The organism is Embleya sp. NPDC059237, assembly GCF_042754105.1.
Classification (GTDB): Bacteria; Actinomycetota; Actinomycetes; order Streptomycetales; family Streptomycetaceae; genus Embleya.
The window spans coordinates 1-14,730 of the sequence record NZ_JBHZAE010000047.1 but is presented as its reverse complement, the minus strand read 5'-3'; the positions used below and the strand labels follow the sequence as shown (position 1 = coordinate 14,730).

Below are 14,730 nucleotides of genomic sequence, written 5' to 3'. Positions count from 1 at the left end.
CTCCCGGCGAGCATCATTAACCCGATGTATCAGACCTCTTCAAGGAAAATTGCACCGGAAACCCGGCATTTCTCGGCCAGTCCTCCGATGAATCGTAGACGAGCGACCGGAAACGGGGTATACATCGGATGTCTGATCGTCCTTCACCCCGCTCGGGCGCATTCCCGTTCCCGTGTTCGGCGATCGGGTCGCACGGTCGAGAACCGAGGAGTCGCACGTGATCCCGCACCACTCCGATGATCCGCCCCGGCGGGTCGCCGGCGCCGTCCCCCGCGTCACCGAACTCGTCACCGCGGACATCCGCTTTCCCACCTCGCGGGAACTGGACGGCTCCGATGCGATGAACCCCGACCCGGACTACTCGGCCGCGTACGTGATCCTGCGCACCGACGCGGGCGACGGGCACGAGGGCCACGGGTTCGCGTTCACCATCGGGCGTGGCAACGATGTGCAGGTCGCCGCGATCGAGACGCTGCGCCCCTATGTGGTCGGCCGGCCGCTCGATGAACTCCTCGACGATCTGGGCGAGTTCTCGCGCAGCCTGATCGGCGACAGCCAGCTGCGTTGGCTCGGGCCGGAGAAGGGCGTCATGCACATGGCCATCTCGGCCGTGGTCAACGCCGCCTGGGATCTCAAGGCCAAGCGCGCCGGGCAACCGCTGTGGCAGCTGCTGGCCGAGATGAGCCCGGAACGGATCGTCGATCTGGTCGACTTCCGCTACCTGGGCGACGCGCTCACGCGCGAGGAGGCGCTGGAGATCCTGCACCGTGCCGTGCCCGGTCGGGCCGCGCGGGTCGAGACGTTGCGGGCGCAGGGCTATCCCGCCTACACCACGTCGCCCGGCTGGCTGGGCTACGACGATGCCAAACTCGCCCGGCTGTGTCGCGAGGCGGTGGCCGACGGCTTCGGTCAGATCAAGCTGAAGGTCGGCGCGGACGTCGAGGACGACGTCCGTCGGTTGCGGATCGCCCGGGCGACGGTGGGGCCGGACATCCGCATCGCGGTGGACGCCAACCAGCGCTGGGAGGTGGCGGAGGCGATCTCGTGGATGAGCCGGCTCGCCGAGTTCGACCCGCACTGGATCGAGGAACCCACCAGTCCCGACGAAGTCCTCGGCCACGCCGCGATCCGCGCCGCGATCGCGCCGGTCAAGGTCGCCACCGGCGAACACGTACAGAACCGGATCGTGTTCAAGCAGTTGCTCCAGGCCGGGGCGATCGACTTCCTGCAGCTCGACGCGTGTCGGGTCGGCGGGGTCAACGAGAACATCGCCATCCTGCTGCTGGCCGCCAAGTTCGGCGTGCCGGTCTGCCCGCACGCGGGCGGGGTGGGGCTGTGCGAACTGGTCCGGCATCTCTCGATGTTCGACTACGTCGCGGTCAGCGGCACGCTCCAGGACCGGGTCATCGAGTACGTCGACCACCTGCACGAGCACTTCGTCGACCCGGTGGTGATCGAGCGCGGGGCCTACCGCGCGCCCACCGAGCCCGGCTTCTCCGCGACGATGCACCCCGCGTCGATCGACACCTACCGCTACCCGGACGGCCTGTTCTGGATCGCCGACCGGGCGGCCGAACTCGCCGAAACCCATGTCGGAGCCGCCTCGTGAGCACCCATCAGGAATTCGCCGGCCTGCGGGCCCTGGTCACGGGCGGCGCGTCCGGCATCGGGCTGGCCACCGCGCGCCTGCTTGCCGCGCGCGGGGCGGCCGTCGCCGTCCTGGATCGCGACCTCACCGGCCTGCCGGACGAACTCACGGGCCACACCGCCGACGTCACCGACGACGCGTCGGTGGTCCGCGCCGTCGAGGCGGTCGGCGTGGCGCTCGGTGGGCTGGACATCCTGGTCAACAACGCCGGGATCGGCGCCGCGGGGACCGTCGCGGACAACGACGACGCGGAGTGGCACCGGGTCCTGGACGTCAACGTGCTCGGCCTGGTTCGGGTCACGCGCGCGTGCCTGCCGTACCTGCGGGCTTCCGCGCATGCGGCCATCGTCAACACGTGCTCGATCGCGGCGACGGCGGGGTTGCCGCAGCGGGCGCTGTACTCGGCGTCCAAGGGCGCGGTACAGGCGCTGACGCTGGCGATGGCGGCCGACCACGTGCGGGAGGGGATCCGGGTCAACTGCGTCAATCCCGGTACGGCCGACACGCCGTGGGTGGGGCGGTTGTTGTCCGCCGCGGCCGACCCCGACGGGGAGCGGGCTGCGCTCAACGCCCGCCAGCCGCTGGGGCGGTTGGTCAGTGCGGAGGAGGTCGCCTACGCGATCTGCACGTTGGCCAGCCCACTCGCTTCCGCGACCACCGGGGCGGCGGTGGCGGTGGATGGCGGTATGCAAGGTTTGCGGTTGCGGCCGTCGTGAAATCGGCCTGTGGTCGGGGGTTGTCCTCAAACGTCGGACGGGCTGAATTGGTTGGCTCGCCTCTGGCGCAAGGCGAGGCACCCGGCGCGGGGCCTGCGGCCGCGTGTGTCCTCAAACGCCGGACGGGCTGATTGATTGGCTCGCTCTCGGAGCTGGGCGAGGCGCCCGGCACCGGCCCGCGGCCGGCCTTGTCCTCAAACGCCGGACGGGCTGAAGTCATTGGCTCGCCCTTGGCGCAAAGCGAGGCACCCGGCACGGGCCTGCGGCCGCGTGTGTCCTCAAACGCCGGACAGGCTGAGATGGTTGGCTCGCTCTCGGAGCTGGGCGAGGTGCCCGGCGCAGGTGTGCGGACTGGGCTTCGGCCGGCGCGGGTCTGCGGGGCGGTTTGGGCTCGGACGTCAGGCGCGCTGGAATGGTTGGCTCGCCCCTGGAGCCAGGCGAGGCGCCCGGCGCAGGTGTGCGGGGCGGCTTGGGCGTCGGGGTGCGTGGGTGGGTTGGGTTATTGGGAGCGGCCTTTGGAGTGGGAGGTGATGGTTGTGAAGTGGCGTGTGGTTGGTGGGACCGATGTGTTGGTGAGTGAAGTGGGGCTCGGGGCTGCGCCGTTGGGGAATCTTGGCGCGCCGATCGACGATGAGACGGCCGGTGCGGTCGTGGATGCCGCCTGGCAGGCCGGGGTTCGGTACTTCGATACCGCGCCGCATTACGGCGTCGGGTTGTCCGAGTCCCGACTCGGGGACGCGTTGCGTGGCCGGCCGCGTGGTGAGTTCACCGTTTCGACCAAGGTTGGTCGGCTCCTCGTGGACGATCCCGACGCGCCCACCTCCGGGGAGGGGTTCGTCGACACGCCCACGCGGCGTCGAGTACGCGACTACTCGGCGGACGGCGTACGGCGCAGTCTCGAAACGAGCCTGGACCGGCTCGGGCTGGATCGGATCGACATCGTGCTGATCCACGATCCGGACGAGCACTGGGCCGAGGCCGTCGGCGCCGCGTATCCCGCCCTCGCCGAACTGCGCGCCCAAGGCGTGATCGGCGCGATCGGCGTCGGCATGAACCAGAGCGCGATGCCCGCCAGGTTCGTGGCCGAGACCGACCTCGACTGCGTCATGCTCGCCGGCCGCTACACCCTCCTCGACCGCACCGGCGCCGACCTGCTCGACCTGTGCGCCCGCCGAGGCGTCTCCGTCCTGGGCGCCGGCGTCTACAACAGCGGCCTCCTCGCCAACCCGCGCCCGGGCGCCACGTACGACTACGCGCCCGCCGACGCCGAGCTGCTGGCGCGGGCATTGCGGCTGCGCGACCTCTGCGAGGCGTACGACGTACCGCTGCGCGCCGCGGCCCTGCGCTTCGTCGCGGCACACCCGGCGGTGGCCACCATCGTGGTCGGCGCCCGGAGCGCGGCCCAGATCACGGACACCGTCGCCCTCGCCGCCGAACGCATCCCCGACGAGCTGTGGGAGGAACTGGCCATCCTGTGAGAGATGAGATGTCGGTGACGACGTACGTACGCACCGGATCGTCCCCGGGGGCATGATCAAACACGTCTGACGCCGGTCGTCGCAGGCGAAATGCCAGGGCGGTTTTCCGCCGGCTCCGCGGAGGGGGGTCGGCCAGGCTTGGGGACATGAACGAGATCCAAGGAAAAATCGCGTTGGTCACCGGTGGCAGCCGAGGCATCGGAGCCGCGTCGGTGCGGGCGCTGGCCGCACACGGGGCCGACGTGGCGTTCACCTACCGGTCCGACGTCGACGCGGCGGCCGGTGTGGTGGAGCAGGTGAAGGCGCTGGGACGGCGGGCGTTGGCGATCCGCGCCGACGGCGTGGACACGGACGCGGTGGTCGCGGCCGTGGACGAGACGGCCGCCACGTTCGGCCGGTTGGACATCCTGCTGAACAACGCGGCGGTGTTCCGGCTCGGCCCGATCGAGGAGTTGGGCGCGGCCGAGCTGAACGAGACGCTCGCGGCCAACGTGAGTGCCCCGTACCTGGCTTCGCGTGCGGCGGCCGGACACATGGTCGACGGCGGCCGGATCATCACCATCGGCAGCAACGTCGCCGGGCGCACCCCCTTCCCGGGCTTCACCCTGTACACGCTGAGCAAGGCCGCGGTGGTCGGCATGACCAAGGGCCTGGCCCGGGACCTGGGTCCGCGCGGTATCACGGTCAATGTGATCCAGCCCGGCCCGACCGACACCGACCTCAACCCCGCCGACGGCCCGAACGCCGAGGGCGTGCGCGGCCACACCGCGCTCGGGCGCTTCGCGTCCACGGACGAGATAGCCCGCACCGTCGTGTACCTGGCCGGTCCGGGCGGCGACTACGTCACCGGCACCGCGATCGAAGTGGACGGGGGGTTCAACATCTGAGCGATGCCTCGTGACAGCCGGCCCGGGCCGCACCCGGGCCGGCGTCGGTGAGTGCGTCCCGGAAGTGCGGGCAGTGGGTCAGGTCGTCGTGGGTGCAGGACAGGGCGCACGTGACCAGATCCAACGCGGTGCGGGTGCGGGCGAGTTCCGCTGCCAAGGCGGCCTGCCGCCGGCGCAGGGTGGTTCGACGGGCGTGCGGGTCGGCGTCGGCGAGCAGGGCCGCGATGTCGTCCAGGGGCAGGCCGGCCTCCTTGGCGCGCAGGATGACGGCGATCCGTTCGGCGTCGGCCTCGCCGTAGCGGCGGCGGCCTGCTGCGTCGCGGTCGGGGCGGAGCAGGCCGACGTGTTCCCAGTGGCGCAGTACGTGTGCGGCGAGTCCGAAGCGCGCGGCCGTGTCGCCGATGGCGAGGGTCGGTCCGGGATCGGGGGTTGACTTCATGTCGTCATTAAGTCGCACGGTGGTCGGCATGACCAGTACGAACCGGTCGGGCTCCGACGCCCGCCCCGATGCACCGACCACCGAGCCCGACCACGCCCTCCTCGCCCTCCTCGCCCGCCTCGACGCCGTGGACGCGCGGCCCGAGGCGGTGCGACTGCGTGCCCGTACCTATGCGTTGCTCGCCGAAGCCGGCGGCGGTGGCGACGGGGCCGCCTCGTCCGGGCCGGTCCTGGACGTCGGCTGCGGCGCCGGCCTCGCGGTCGCCGAATTGGCCGCGCGCGGGGTACGGGCGGTCGGCCTGGACCTCGATCCCCGGATGCTGGCGGCGGCCGAACTCCGATACCCGACCGGCGAGTTCCGGCGCGGCGACGCCCACGCGCCGCCCTTCGCGGACGGGGCGTTCGGCGGCTACCGCGCGGACAAGGTCCTGCACGAATCGGCCGACCCGGAGGCGGTGGTGGCCGAAGCCCGACGGGTATTGCGACCGGGCGGGCGGATCGTACTGACCGGGCAGGACTGGGACACCATCCTCGTCGACTCCGCCGACCCGGCGCTCAGCCGGACCCTGGTACACGCCCGCGCCGACCGTGTCCCCGGCCCGCGTACCGCCCGCCGCTACCGGGCGCTGCTGCTCGACGCGGGTTTCCGGGACGTCCGGGTCGAGGCGGACACATGGGTGGTGGTGGACGGTTCCCTGCTCCCACTGCTTGTCGGCCTGGCCGAATCGGCTCGGGCGAACGGCACGATCACCGCCGACCGGTGCCGCGCCTGGATCGCCGACCAACACGAACGCGCGGAAGCGGACCGCTCGTTCGTGGCCGTGCCGATGTTCGTCGCGGCCGGCACCCGTCCCTGAACCCTCGCGAACCCGGGCCCGGTCGTATCCGTCGTTTGCCCATCCCCGACGAACCGGCGAGGATCACAGCGGTATTCGTTCGTATCCCTCGTCGGAGGTCGTCGTGAAGGTCCTCGTGGTCGGTGCCACCGGCACTCTCGGTGCCGCAGTCACCACATTGCTCGCCACTCGACACGACGTGGTCACCGCGTCGCGGACGGGGCGCACCGACGTGGCGGTGGACATCACCGACCCGGCGTCGATCGCGGCGATGTACGAACGGGTCGGCCGCGTCGACGCGGTCGCCTGTACCGCCGGCAGTGTGCCGTTCAAGGAGATCGGCGACCTCTCACGGGAGGACACCGTGAGCGCGGCGCTGGACAAGCTGCTCGGACAGGTCGAACTGGTCCGCCGCGGGCTCGACGCGGTCGCGGACAACGGCTCGTTCACGCTGATCACCGGCATCCTGGCGGGCGAGCCGGTCCGCACCGGATCGATGTCCTCGATGGCCAACGGCGGCGTCGACGCGTTCGTCCGGGGGGCGGCCGTCGAACTCCCGCGCGGGTTGCGGATCAACTCGGTCAGCCCGACGGTGTTCACCGAATCCGCCGAGGCATACGACGCGATCTTCCCCGGTTTTCCGCCGGTCGACGTGTCCGCCGCCGCGCTCGCCTACCGACGCTCGATCGAGGGCGTGCAGACGGGGCAGACGTTCCGCGTGGGCTGGTAGCCGACGGCATGGTGTGTACGACGGTCCGGGGACCGTCGGGGTGGCTGTACCGGCCTCGCCGGAGGGGTCCGGATCACCGCCGTGATCCGGAACCGCACCCGGCCGGGGCGGTATGGGCCTCGGGGGGGCTGCGGCACCGGTGCGGGGTGTGGGTCATGCGGCGGTGGAGCCGTTCTGCGGGCCCCAGATGTCGCGGGCGGCGTAGGCCGGCTTCCACTCGGCGTGGTAGGCGGCGCGGACCGGTTCGGGCAGCACGCCGAGGGCGATCGCGATGTGTTCGTCGCTCGCGCCCTGGAGGAGCCAGGGAAGGTATTCGGGGGTGCCCGGCCCGATCCGTACCTGGTGCTCGGCGCCGAATCGCTGAAGCAGTTCGGGTGTGCAGTGCTCGTCGACGATCGCCAGGGCCTCGTCCTCCTCGTGCGTGAGGTGCCCGCCGAGGCCGCCTACCAGGCGCTCGACGATCATCGCCAGGCGTTCCGGGCCGCCCTCACGGTCCGCCAGCGCGGCGTCGACGGCGTTCAGGCCGGGGTCGACGATCGCGTGCTCCGCCTCCATCGCGTCGATCACCGCGAGCTGGTTCGGCAGGTTCTGGGTGGCCAACCGGATCGTGGGCCACAACACGTCGTCCTCGGCGCCGTGGTGTACGTGCAGGTACCGCTTGAACAGCTCCCAGCCGACCGACGCCTGGAGGATCACCCGGGGATCGTCCGTGGCCTCGGCGGTGATCCGCGCGATCTGTTCCAGTTGGCGACGAAGCGCATCGTGGAAGATGAACATCATCGACATATCGTTCTTGAAGGACTTGCCGGTCATGCTGTGCTCCGATTCGCGATCTGCCGACCTCGGCTGCGGCGCGCGGCGATGCGCGGTCCCACGGCGTTGCCGCCGGGTGCCGTCGCCGGTCCGATCGGCTCGTTGTCGTCGGCTCGTGGTCGGCGGCTCGTTGCCGCCCGACACCTCACTGACGGATGCAAATCGGGGAATGTGACCGATCGCGGCCGGATATTTTTCCGGGGCCTCGGACGGGGTGGGTGGGCCTGTCGAGGCGGTGGGCCGCATCGGTCGGGGCGGGTGGTGTCCGTCCTGTCGGACATCATGGGGGGATGAACACACACCGCCCACGAGGCACCTGCGGAGTGTGCGGGCGTCGGGTCGCGGTGACCGAGACGCACGCGGTCTGGCGGCACGACGATCCCGGACACGTGCGGGCCGGCGACGCGCCGATCTCCTGCCGGGGGTCCTGGACGCCCGCCGCCGAGCGGGCGCACGACCTGCTCGACGGGCACGAGCAGCTGGTCCTGCTCGGCGCCGAGACGGAAGCGGAGCGGGATCGGGAGGAGCCGGACGGCGAGCCGACGGCCGTCTCTGCCGGGAACTCCTCGGGTCGGTGAGATGATCCGGGCCGGACGCCGGTGGGCGGTCTGGGTCTGGGTGGGGCGGTGGGCGGTCGGCGAACCCACCTGATCCGGGCCCGGCCGTCGGTCAGCCAACCGCCCCCGCCCGATCCCCCGTCACCGCGCCTGCGGTGGCCAGGAGTTCCGGGATGGTGCCGGTGAAGTCCGGGAACAGCCGCAGCGCGACGATCCACGCCTCCACGTCCGTCCCCAGATGGCGGTCGGCCAGCAGGTACGCTCGGGCACGTGGCGCGCCCGACGCCCAACGGTCCGGGGAGGTACGTCCGTCGGTGCCGGCGAGGATCGACAACGCCACCGCCGCCGGGCGGGCGTGGTCCAGTACGTCGGCGCCCGTCAGCCGGCCGGCGGCCAGTGCCGCGTGCAGCCACGGTCGGTCGTCGCGGCTCGACTGCGGCAATCCTTCGGCCAACAGCGCGATCAGCAACTCGTTGGGGCAGTCCGGCAGTTCGGCCAGTCGTGCATGCAGCGCGGCGGGCAGCGAGGTGGTTCGGTGCGCCCGGATCAGCTCCGGCCACGGGATCGTGCCGCCGTCGTCGAGGATCCCGTCGACCCGGTCGGGCTGCTCGGAGTCGTCGCCCGCGCACAGGAACTCCACGATGTGCTCCGGGACTTCCGACTCGGCCAAGCGCGCGTCGAGGACGGCGCGGCCGTCGTGGCGACCCAGGGCCTCCTCGATCTCGGCCCGCGCCTCGGCCGGGAAGTGGGCCTCGGCAAGCACCCGGCGCACCTCGTCCCGGCCGTGCCGCGCCCATACCCCGAGGATCAGCCGCAGTCGGCCCGCCTCGGTGCGCAGCGGCAGGCGGTTGACCACGATCCGGGCCACCTCGGCGTCGCCCGAGGCCATCCCGGCGGCGAGCCACCGGGCGCAGCGGCCCAGTTCGGCCGCCCACAGCAGATCGGTGAGCGCCGTGGGCACCGGACCGACCGTACCGTCGCGGCGCACACCCGCGAGCAGCCGGGCGCGTTCCGTGCGGTCCAGGACCGGTCCGGCGAACAGGCGGGCGTCGACGAGCGGGTCGTCCAGGTCGAGGAGCGCGTCCAGTTCCTCGGCGGTGAGGTCGGTCCGGGCGGCCCGGGCGGCCCGGGCGACGGGATCGTGCGGCGCGGGGTCGTGCGACCCGGCGTCGGCGGGGGTGGGGATGGATGGGGCGGCCTGGACGGCGAAGCCCGCCGGCGCGAACGGGCGCACGGCGGCCGAATCCGACCGGTCCGCGCGCGCCTCGACGGCCTCGACGGCCTCGACCAGCACCGGATCGCCCCCGGCCCGGACCGCGTCGGCCAACGGCCCGGGCACACTGGGCAACGAGCGCAATGCCGCGCCGAGTTCTTCCCCGAGCCGGTCCACGAGCACGGGCACGATGGCGGCATCCGCCAGCGTGAAGACGGCCTTGACCACGGACGGGTCGATGGTGCTCACCGATGGTCCTTCCTGAACGGTGATCCGAGCGATTCGACGATCGGTCGGGCGGTCGGGCGGTCGGGCGGTCGATCGGGCGGTCGGGCGGTCGGGCGGTCGATCGGGCGGTCGGGCGGTCGGGCGGTCGGGCGGGCGGTCGGGGGATGCTCGGCCGGTCAGACCTCTTCCCGCAGCGCCTCCAACGCGTTGCGCACAACATCCGGATTACGCTCGTAGTAGCCGAGTTGGCTCGATCCGTACGGCAGTTCCGCCACATACGCGGCCGCCGCCTGTTCCGGTGTACAGCGCTCGGGGCCGACCACCTCGCGGATCACCACGATGCTCTCGGTCAGGCCGAGGGCGCGGCTGCGCAGCCACCCCGCCAGCGCCGGCATCCCGCCGTGTGCCGCCTCGCGCCGCCCGTCCGGGAGCAGCGGCGCGAGCCACCGCAGTCGCCAGGTGTAGCCGTCGACGGCCGGCCCGCCCGCCTCCTCGGCGAAGACCGGAGCCAGCGCGGTGAGCAGGCGCTCCATGAACTCCTCGGTCGAGCCGCCGAGATGCGGGTATTCCTTGGCGAACTCGCTCCAGTCGGGGTCTTGGTCGACCAGCGCGCTACGCCCCACCCGCCGGCCGGCCCAGTGCGGTTCCGCCGCGACCAGGGTGGCGTGCAGCAGTTCGGCGCGCAGCGGCGTCGACTCGGCGAGCAGGACCGCGTCGTACAGGTCCTTGCCCTGCGGGTAGGCGTCGGCGATCAGCCACAACAACTTCCAGGCCAGGGACTGCTCGCGGGTGGCGGCCAGGAGCCGATGCCCGCCCATGCCGTCGTGCCGGGGCACCTCGGTGTACGCGGCCGGCGAGGGCAGCGTCTCGGAGAAGACGAAGTCGAGTTGCACCGTCCCGGACGGCAGTCCGTCGGCCTGCCAGGGCAACACCAGCCGTCGGCCGGGGACGCGGTCGTAGGTCCAGATCTCGTCGTCGACCGCGCCGGCCGCGTCGATCCGCACCTCGCCCGCCGCGCGTGCGTGCGCCTCGGCGGCGCGCCCGATCCCGGCCAACATCCGCTCCGTGCGCGGCTCGGCCAGTTCCCAGGTGGCCGGGACCACGACGAAGTCCAGGTCGCCCGGCTCCCGGGCGGCGTCGCCGTACCAGGCTCGGAGCAGCATGCTCCCGCGCAGCACCAGGTGTTGGGCCCACCGGGACTCCGCGATCGCGGCGAGCACGTGGTCGATCGCGCGGCGGCGCGCGGTGTGCCAGCGCTCGGCGGCCTCGGGCGCACCGAACTGCGGCTCCCCGGCCCGCATCGCGCTGGCGTACTGCTTCAACGCCGGGTCGAATACGGCGCGTTGCACCACCCCGGGGCCGGTCGCCGCCAGCAGTGTGCGGGGCAACTCCTGTTGCTCACGGTCCTGATCGCTCGGCGGCCCCTGCGGGATCGCCAACCTCTCGTCCCACGGCCCCCACCCGAGGTTGTACCAGTTGTCGTCCTGGTCGCCGGTCATGCCCGCTCCCCCTCGTCGTCTCCGCCGCCGCGCTCCCGTCCGTGTGCTCAGGCCGGATCGGCCGGCTCCGGCGCGCCGTCGGCGGTGAGGTCCTTGGCGTACCAGATCTCCGCGTATTGGCAATTGTTGTGCGCCGGCACCTCGACGTAGCCGGTCCTGGTGTACAGGGTGCGCGCCTCGATCAGATCCAGCCGGGTGTCGAGCATGATGCGTTCGGCGCCCAACGCCCGCGCGGCGTCGTCCACGGCGGCCATCAGGCGCCGGCCGCCGCCGGTGCCGCGCACGTCGGGGCGGACGAAGACGCGCGTGAGTTCGGCGGCGCCGTCGGCGCGCAGCCGCACTCCGGCGCAGGCAGCCGGTTCGTCGCCGTACCGGCCGACCAGGAACACCCCGGCGGGCGGCACGAGATCGTCGTGCGTGGTCTCGGCGAGGCCCGCCTCGATCTCGGCGGGGGTGGAGTCGCGGCCCTCGTGCAACCGGTAGTAGCGGTCGCTGACCTCGACGTAGTACTCGCGATGCAGCGCGAGTGCCTCGGGCGAGTCGACCGGGGTGGGCACGATCGTCCAGGTTCCGGTGCGGGTGGCGTGCGTCATGACAAGAGTGTCACCCGGCCGTCAATCCGTTTCGTACGGAGGGTGCCTCGGCGGCGCGCTCCCGGGGCGGAGGTTCGCGCCGCCGACGGCTCACCAGCTCTCGGGCAGCGGTTTGCCCTCCGCGTAACCCGCCGGGCTCTGCACGCCCAGGATCGCGCGCTCGTGGAACTCGGCGAGGTTGCGGGCGCCCGCGTAGGTGCAGGCGCTGCGCACGCCCGCGCCGATCGAGTCCATCAGGTCCTCGACGCCCGGGCGGACCGGGTCCAGGTACATCCGCGAGGACGAGATGCCCTCCTCGAACAGCGCCTTGCGGGCCCGGTCGAAGGCGGATTCGGTGGCGGTGCGCAGTCGGACCGCGCGGGCCGAGGCCATCCCGAAGCTCTCCTTGTACAGCCGGCCCTCGCCGTCGCGGTACGCGTCCCCGGGTGATTCGTAGGTGGCCGCGAACCACGAGCCGACCATCACGTTCGAGGCCCCGGCGGCCAGCGCAAGGGCCACGTCGCGCGGGTACCGAACGCCGCCGTCGGCCCACACGTGTCGCCCCGACCGCGCCGCCTCGGCGGCACATTCGGCGACGGCGGAGAACTGCGGGCGGCCGACGCCGGTCATCATCCGCGTGGTACACATCGCGCCGGGACCGACGCCGACCTTGACGATGTCGGCGCCCGCGTCGATCAGGTCGCGCACGCCCGCCACGGTGACCACGTTGCCCGCGACGATCGGTACGGGCGGGTCGAGCGCCCGTACCGCGCGCAGCGCCTTGAGCATCTGCTCCTGGTGACCGTGCGCGGTGTCCAGGACCAGTGTGTCCACGCCCGCCTCGATCAGGCTCGCCGCCTTGTGCGCCACGTCGTTGGTGATGCCGATCGCGGCGGCCACCCGCAGCCGGCCCGCGGCGTCCACGGCTGGCGTGTACAACGTCGAGCGCAGCGCGCCGGTGCGGGTGAGTACGGCGACCAGTCGGCCGTCGGCGTCCACGATCGGCGCGAGCTTGTGCCGGCCCTCGTGCAGTCGGTCGAACGCCTCGCGCGGATCGACCCCGTCGGGCAGTGTGAGCAGTTCGGTGGACATCACCCGCGCGAGCTGCGCGAAGCGGTCCACCCCCAGGCAGTCCGCCTCGGCCACGATCCCCACCGGTCGACCACCCTCGGTCACCACGACCGCCCCGTGCGCCCGCTTGGGAAGCAGGTTCATCGCCTCGCCGACGGTGTCGGTGGGCGACATCGTGATGGGGGTGTCGTACACGAGGTGACGTTGCTTGACCCAGGCGGTCACCTCGGCGACCACATCGACCGGGATGTCCTGGGGAATCACCGCGAGCCCACCCCGCCGCGCAATGGTCTCGGCCATCCGCCGCCCGGCCACAGCGGTCATATTGGCCACCACCACGGGGATGGTGGTCCCGGTCCCATCGGAGGTGGTCAGGTCCACATCGAGCCGCGACCCCACACCGGATCGCGACGGAACGAGGAAGACGTCACTGTAGGTGAGGTCATGGGGCGGAACCTGATCGTGGAGAAATCTCATGCCGCGGAACGTACCCACCCCGACGGCGGATATCGATCTTCGTGACGGACTGCCGTTGGCCACTGGGGGGTTGGGGGTGGGGGACGAGGGGGCGTGGGGGCGGGGGGGTTGAGTTTTTGGCTGCGGGGCCGCCTGGGGCGGGGCTGGTCCGACTCGGCGGGGTGGCCGCTGCCGGCGGCGTGCGGGGCTCCGAGACGGAGGATTCCCGACGAGACGGGCGCGTTGGTCGGCGAAACCGGCCGGCAGCGGCGGGCGAGAAGGGGCTCGGGTCGAGTGTGTTGCGGAGCCTTTCCGAGAGGCCGGGCGCTTTCGGCGTGCGTTGCGCTTTGGGTTGCGGGTGGCTGGTGCGGGGCGGGTCTGAGTCGGTGGTGGGCCGCCGCCGGCGTGCGGGGCTTCGAGACGGAGGCGTTCCCGACGAGGCGGGTGCGTTGCTCGGCGAAAACCGGCCAGCGGCGGCGGGCAGGAGGGGGCTCGGGTCGAGTCCTCCGGGGAGCCTTCCCGAGTGAGTCGGGCGATTCCAGCCGTGGTTGCGCTTGTCGTTGCGTGAGCCGGTGCGGGGTTGGTCCGAGTCGGTGGTGGGCCGCCGCCGGCGTGCGGGGCTCCGAGACTCGGGGCTGCCGGCGAGGCGGACGTGTCGGTCGGCGAAAAAGCGACCAGCAGCGGCGGGCGGGGAGGGCGCTCGGGTTGGGTTCGCCGGGCGTGCGTTCTTGAGTGGGCCGGGTGTCTTTCGGCGCGCGTTGCGCCTTGGGGTGCGGGTGGCTGGTACGGGGCCGGTCTGAGTCGGTGGTGGGCCGCCGCCGGCCTGCGGGGCTCCGAGACGGAGGCGTTCCCGACGAGGCGGGTGCGTTGCTCGGCGAAAACCGGCCGGCAGCGGCGGGCAGGAGGGGGCTCGGGTCGAGTCTGCCGGGGAGCCTTCCCGGGTGGGCCGGGCGTTTCCGGCGTGTGGTCGGCGTGTGGGTGACAAGGGTTCACAAAACCGGACGGCGTGGGGTGCCGTGGCCTCCGCGTGAGGGAAAACCGCAGGTCAGCGCGAAGAAGAGAGCGTTTAGGGCGCCTCGGGATCCGGTTTCGACCCTCACTGGGCACTTTCGGTCCCCTCGACGACGTCCGCGACGTCGCAGCGCCCGCAGCCGACTCCGACCAGGCACATTCGGGCTCCATACTCGCGCTGACGAGGCCGAAGAACACGAAACCGGCACTCGACACCCGACTTTCCACCCCGACCCCACAAAACCGCAGGTCACAGAAACCCGGGGCCCACAACCACCCACCGAGATCCGGTTCCGAACCCCAACCCCTCCCCCAACACCACCAAAACGCACCAACCCACCCCGGATGGCCCCTCGGCAGACTCGACCCAACCACCGACCCACTCCCTCGCTGCCGGCCGGTTTTCGGTGAGCAACGCACCCGCCTCGTCGGGAGCTTCGGGTCTTGGAGCCCCGCACGCCGGCGGCGGTTCATCACCGACTCTGACCAGCCCCGCACCAGCCACCCGCAACCACAAGCGCAACGCGCGCCGGAAGAACCCGGCCCATTCGGGAACGCACGCCCGGCGAACCCGACC

The 14,730-nt window shown here is 72.1% G+C and carries 13 protein-coding genes; 7 read left to right on the top strand and 6 right to left on the bottom strand.

Features of this window, described 5'->3' with window-relative positions:
* Positions 1-217 precede the first annotated feature (217 nt).
* From ACFXKZ_RS52155 to ACFXKZ_RS52140, 4 genes are all read left to right on the top strand, one after another.
* Complete coding sequence (locus ACFXKZ_RS52155) at positions 218-1,609, top strand: L-fuconate dehydratase (RefSeq protein ID WP_380015589.1); 1,392 nt, start codon at positions 218-220, stop codon at positions 1,607-1,609.
* Entirely contained in the window at positions 1,606-2,364 is a 759-nt protein-coding gene (locus ACFXKZ_RS52150) for an SDR family NAD(P)-dependent oxidoreductase (protein ID WP_380015586.1), read from the top strand. The genes ACFXKZ_RS52155 and ACFXKZ_RS52150 overlap by 4 nt, the downstream gene beginning before the upstream one ends.
* 536 nt (positions 2,365-2,900) lie before the next feature.
* Entirely contained in the window at positions 2,901-3,842 is a 942-nt protein-coding gene (locus tag ACFXKZ_RS52145; RefSeq protein WP_380015583.1) for an aldo/keto reductase, read from the top strand.
* Between the two features lie 146 nt (positions 3,843-3,988).
* Positions 3,989-4,729, top strand: a complete 741-nt coding sequence (locus ACFXKZ_RS52140) for an SDR family NAD(P)-dependent oxidoreductase (RefSeq protein WP_380015580.1) — start codon at positions 3,989-3,991, stop codon at positions 4,727-4,729.
* Here ACFXKZ_RS52140 and ACFXKZ_RS52135 read toward each other — a convergent pair.
* Positions 4,719-5,168: a MerR family transcriptional regulator gene (locus ACFXKZ_RS52135; protein ID WP_380015577.1), complete on the bottom strand. Its 450-nt coding sequence runs from the start codon at positions 5,166-5,168 to the stop codon at positions 4,719-4,721. The genes ACFXKZ_RS52140 and ACFXKZ_RS52135 overlap by 11 nt on opposite strands.
* A gap of 28 nt (positions 5,169-5,196) precedes the next feature.
* On the opposite strand from ACFXKZ_RS52135, the gene ACFXKZ_RS52130 reads away from it, so the two are divergent.
* Positions 5,197-6,024 (top strand): methyltransferase domain-containing protein, encoded by an 828-nt coding sequence (locus ACFXKZ_RS52130; RefSeq protein WP_380015574.1) that lies wholly within the window; start codon positions 5,197-5,199, stop codon positions 6,022-6,024.
* Positions 6,025-6,127: 103 nt separating this feature from the next.
* Complete coding sequence (locus ACFXKZ_RS52125; protein ID WP_380015571.1) at positions 6,128-6,733, top strand: short chain dehydrogenase; 606 nt, start codon at positions 6,128-6,130, stop codon at positions 6,731-6,733.
* Between the two features lie 153 nt (positions 6,734-6,886).
* Here ACFXKZ_RS52125 and ACFXKZ_RS52120 read toward each other — a convergent pair whose 3' ends face one another.
* The gene (locus tag ACFXKZ_RS52120; protein ID WP_380015568.1) at positions 6,887-7,546 is read right to left on the bottom strand and encodes a hemerythrin domain-containing protein; all 660 of its coding nucleotides are present in this window, start codon (positions 7,544-7,546) and stop codon (positions 6,887-6,889) included.
* Between the two features lie 290 nt (positions 7,547-7,836).
* On the opposite strand from ACFXKZ_RS52120, the gene ACFXKZ_RS52115 reads away from it, so the two are divergent.
* On the top strand, positions 7,837-8,124 hold the full coding sequence (locus ACFXKZ_RS52115; RefSeq protein ID WP_380015565.1) for a hypothetical protein: 288 nt from the start codon (positions 7,837-7,839) through the stop codon (positions 8,122-8,124).
* Between the two features lie 91 nt (positions 8,125-8,215).
* Here ACFXKZ_RS52115 and ACFXKZ_RS52110 read toward each other — a convergent pair whose 3' ends face one another.
* The 4 genes from ACFXKZ_RS52110 to ACFXKZ_RS52095 all read right to left on the bottom strand — a co-directional run bounded on the left by ACFXKZ_RS52110 (position 8,216) and on the right by ACFXKZ_RS52095 (position 13,163).
* The gene (locus tag ACFXKZ_RS52110; RefSeq protein ID WP_380015562.1) at positions 8,216-9,565 is read right to left on the bottom strand and encodes a hypothetical protein; all 1,350 of its coding nucleotides are present in this window, start codon (positions 9,563-9,565) and stop codon (positions 8,216-8,218) included.
* A gap of 155 nt (positions 9,566-9,720) precedes the next feature.
* Complete coding sequence (locus tag ACFXKZ_RS52105; protein ID WP_380015559.1) at positions 9,721-11,043, bottom strand: nucleotidyl transferase AbiEii/AbiGii toxin family protein; 1,323 nt, start codon at positions 11,041-11,043, stop codon at positions 9,721-9,723.
* Positions 11,044-11,090: 47 nt separating this feature from the next.
* Entirely contained in the window at positions 11,091-11,636 is a 546-nt protein-coding gene (locus ACFXKZ_RS52100) for a GNAT family N-acetyltransferase (RefSeq protein ID WP_380015556.1), read from the bottom strand.
* Positions 11,637-11,726: 90 nt separating this feature from the next.
* Positions 11,727-13,163, bottom strand: a complete 1,437-nt coding sequence (locus ACFXKZ_RS52095) for a GuaB1 family IMP dehydrogenase-related protein (RefSeq protein WP_380015553.1) — start codon at positions 13,161-13,163, stop codon at positions 11,727-11,729.
* Positions 13,164-14,730 lie beyond the last annotated feature (1,567 nt).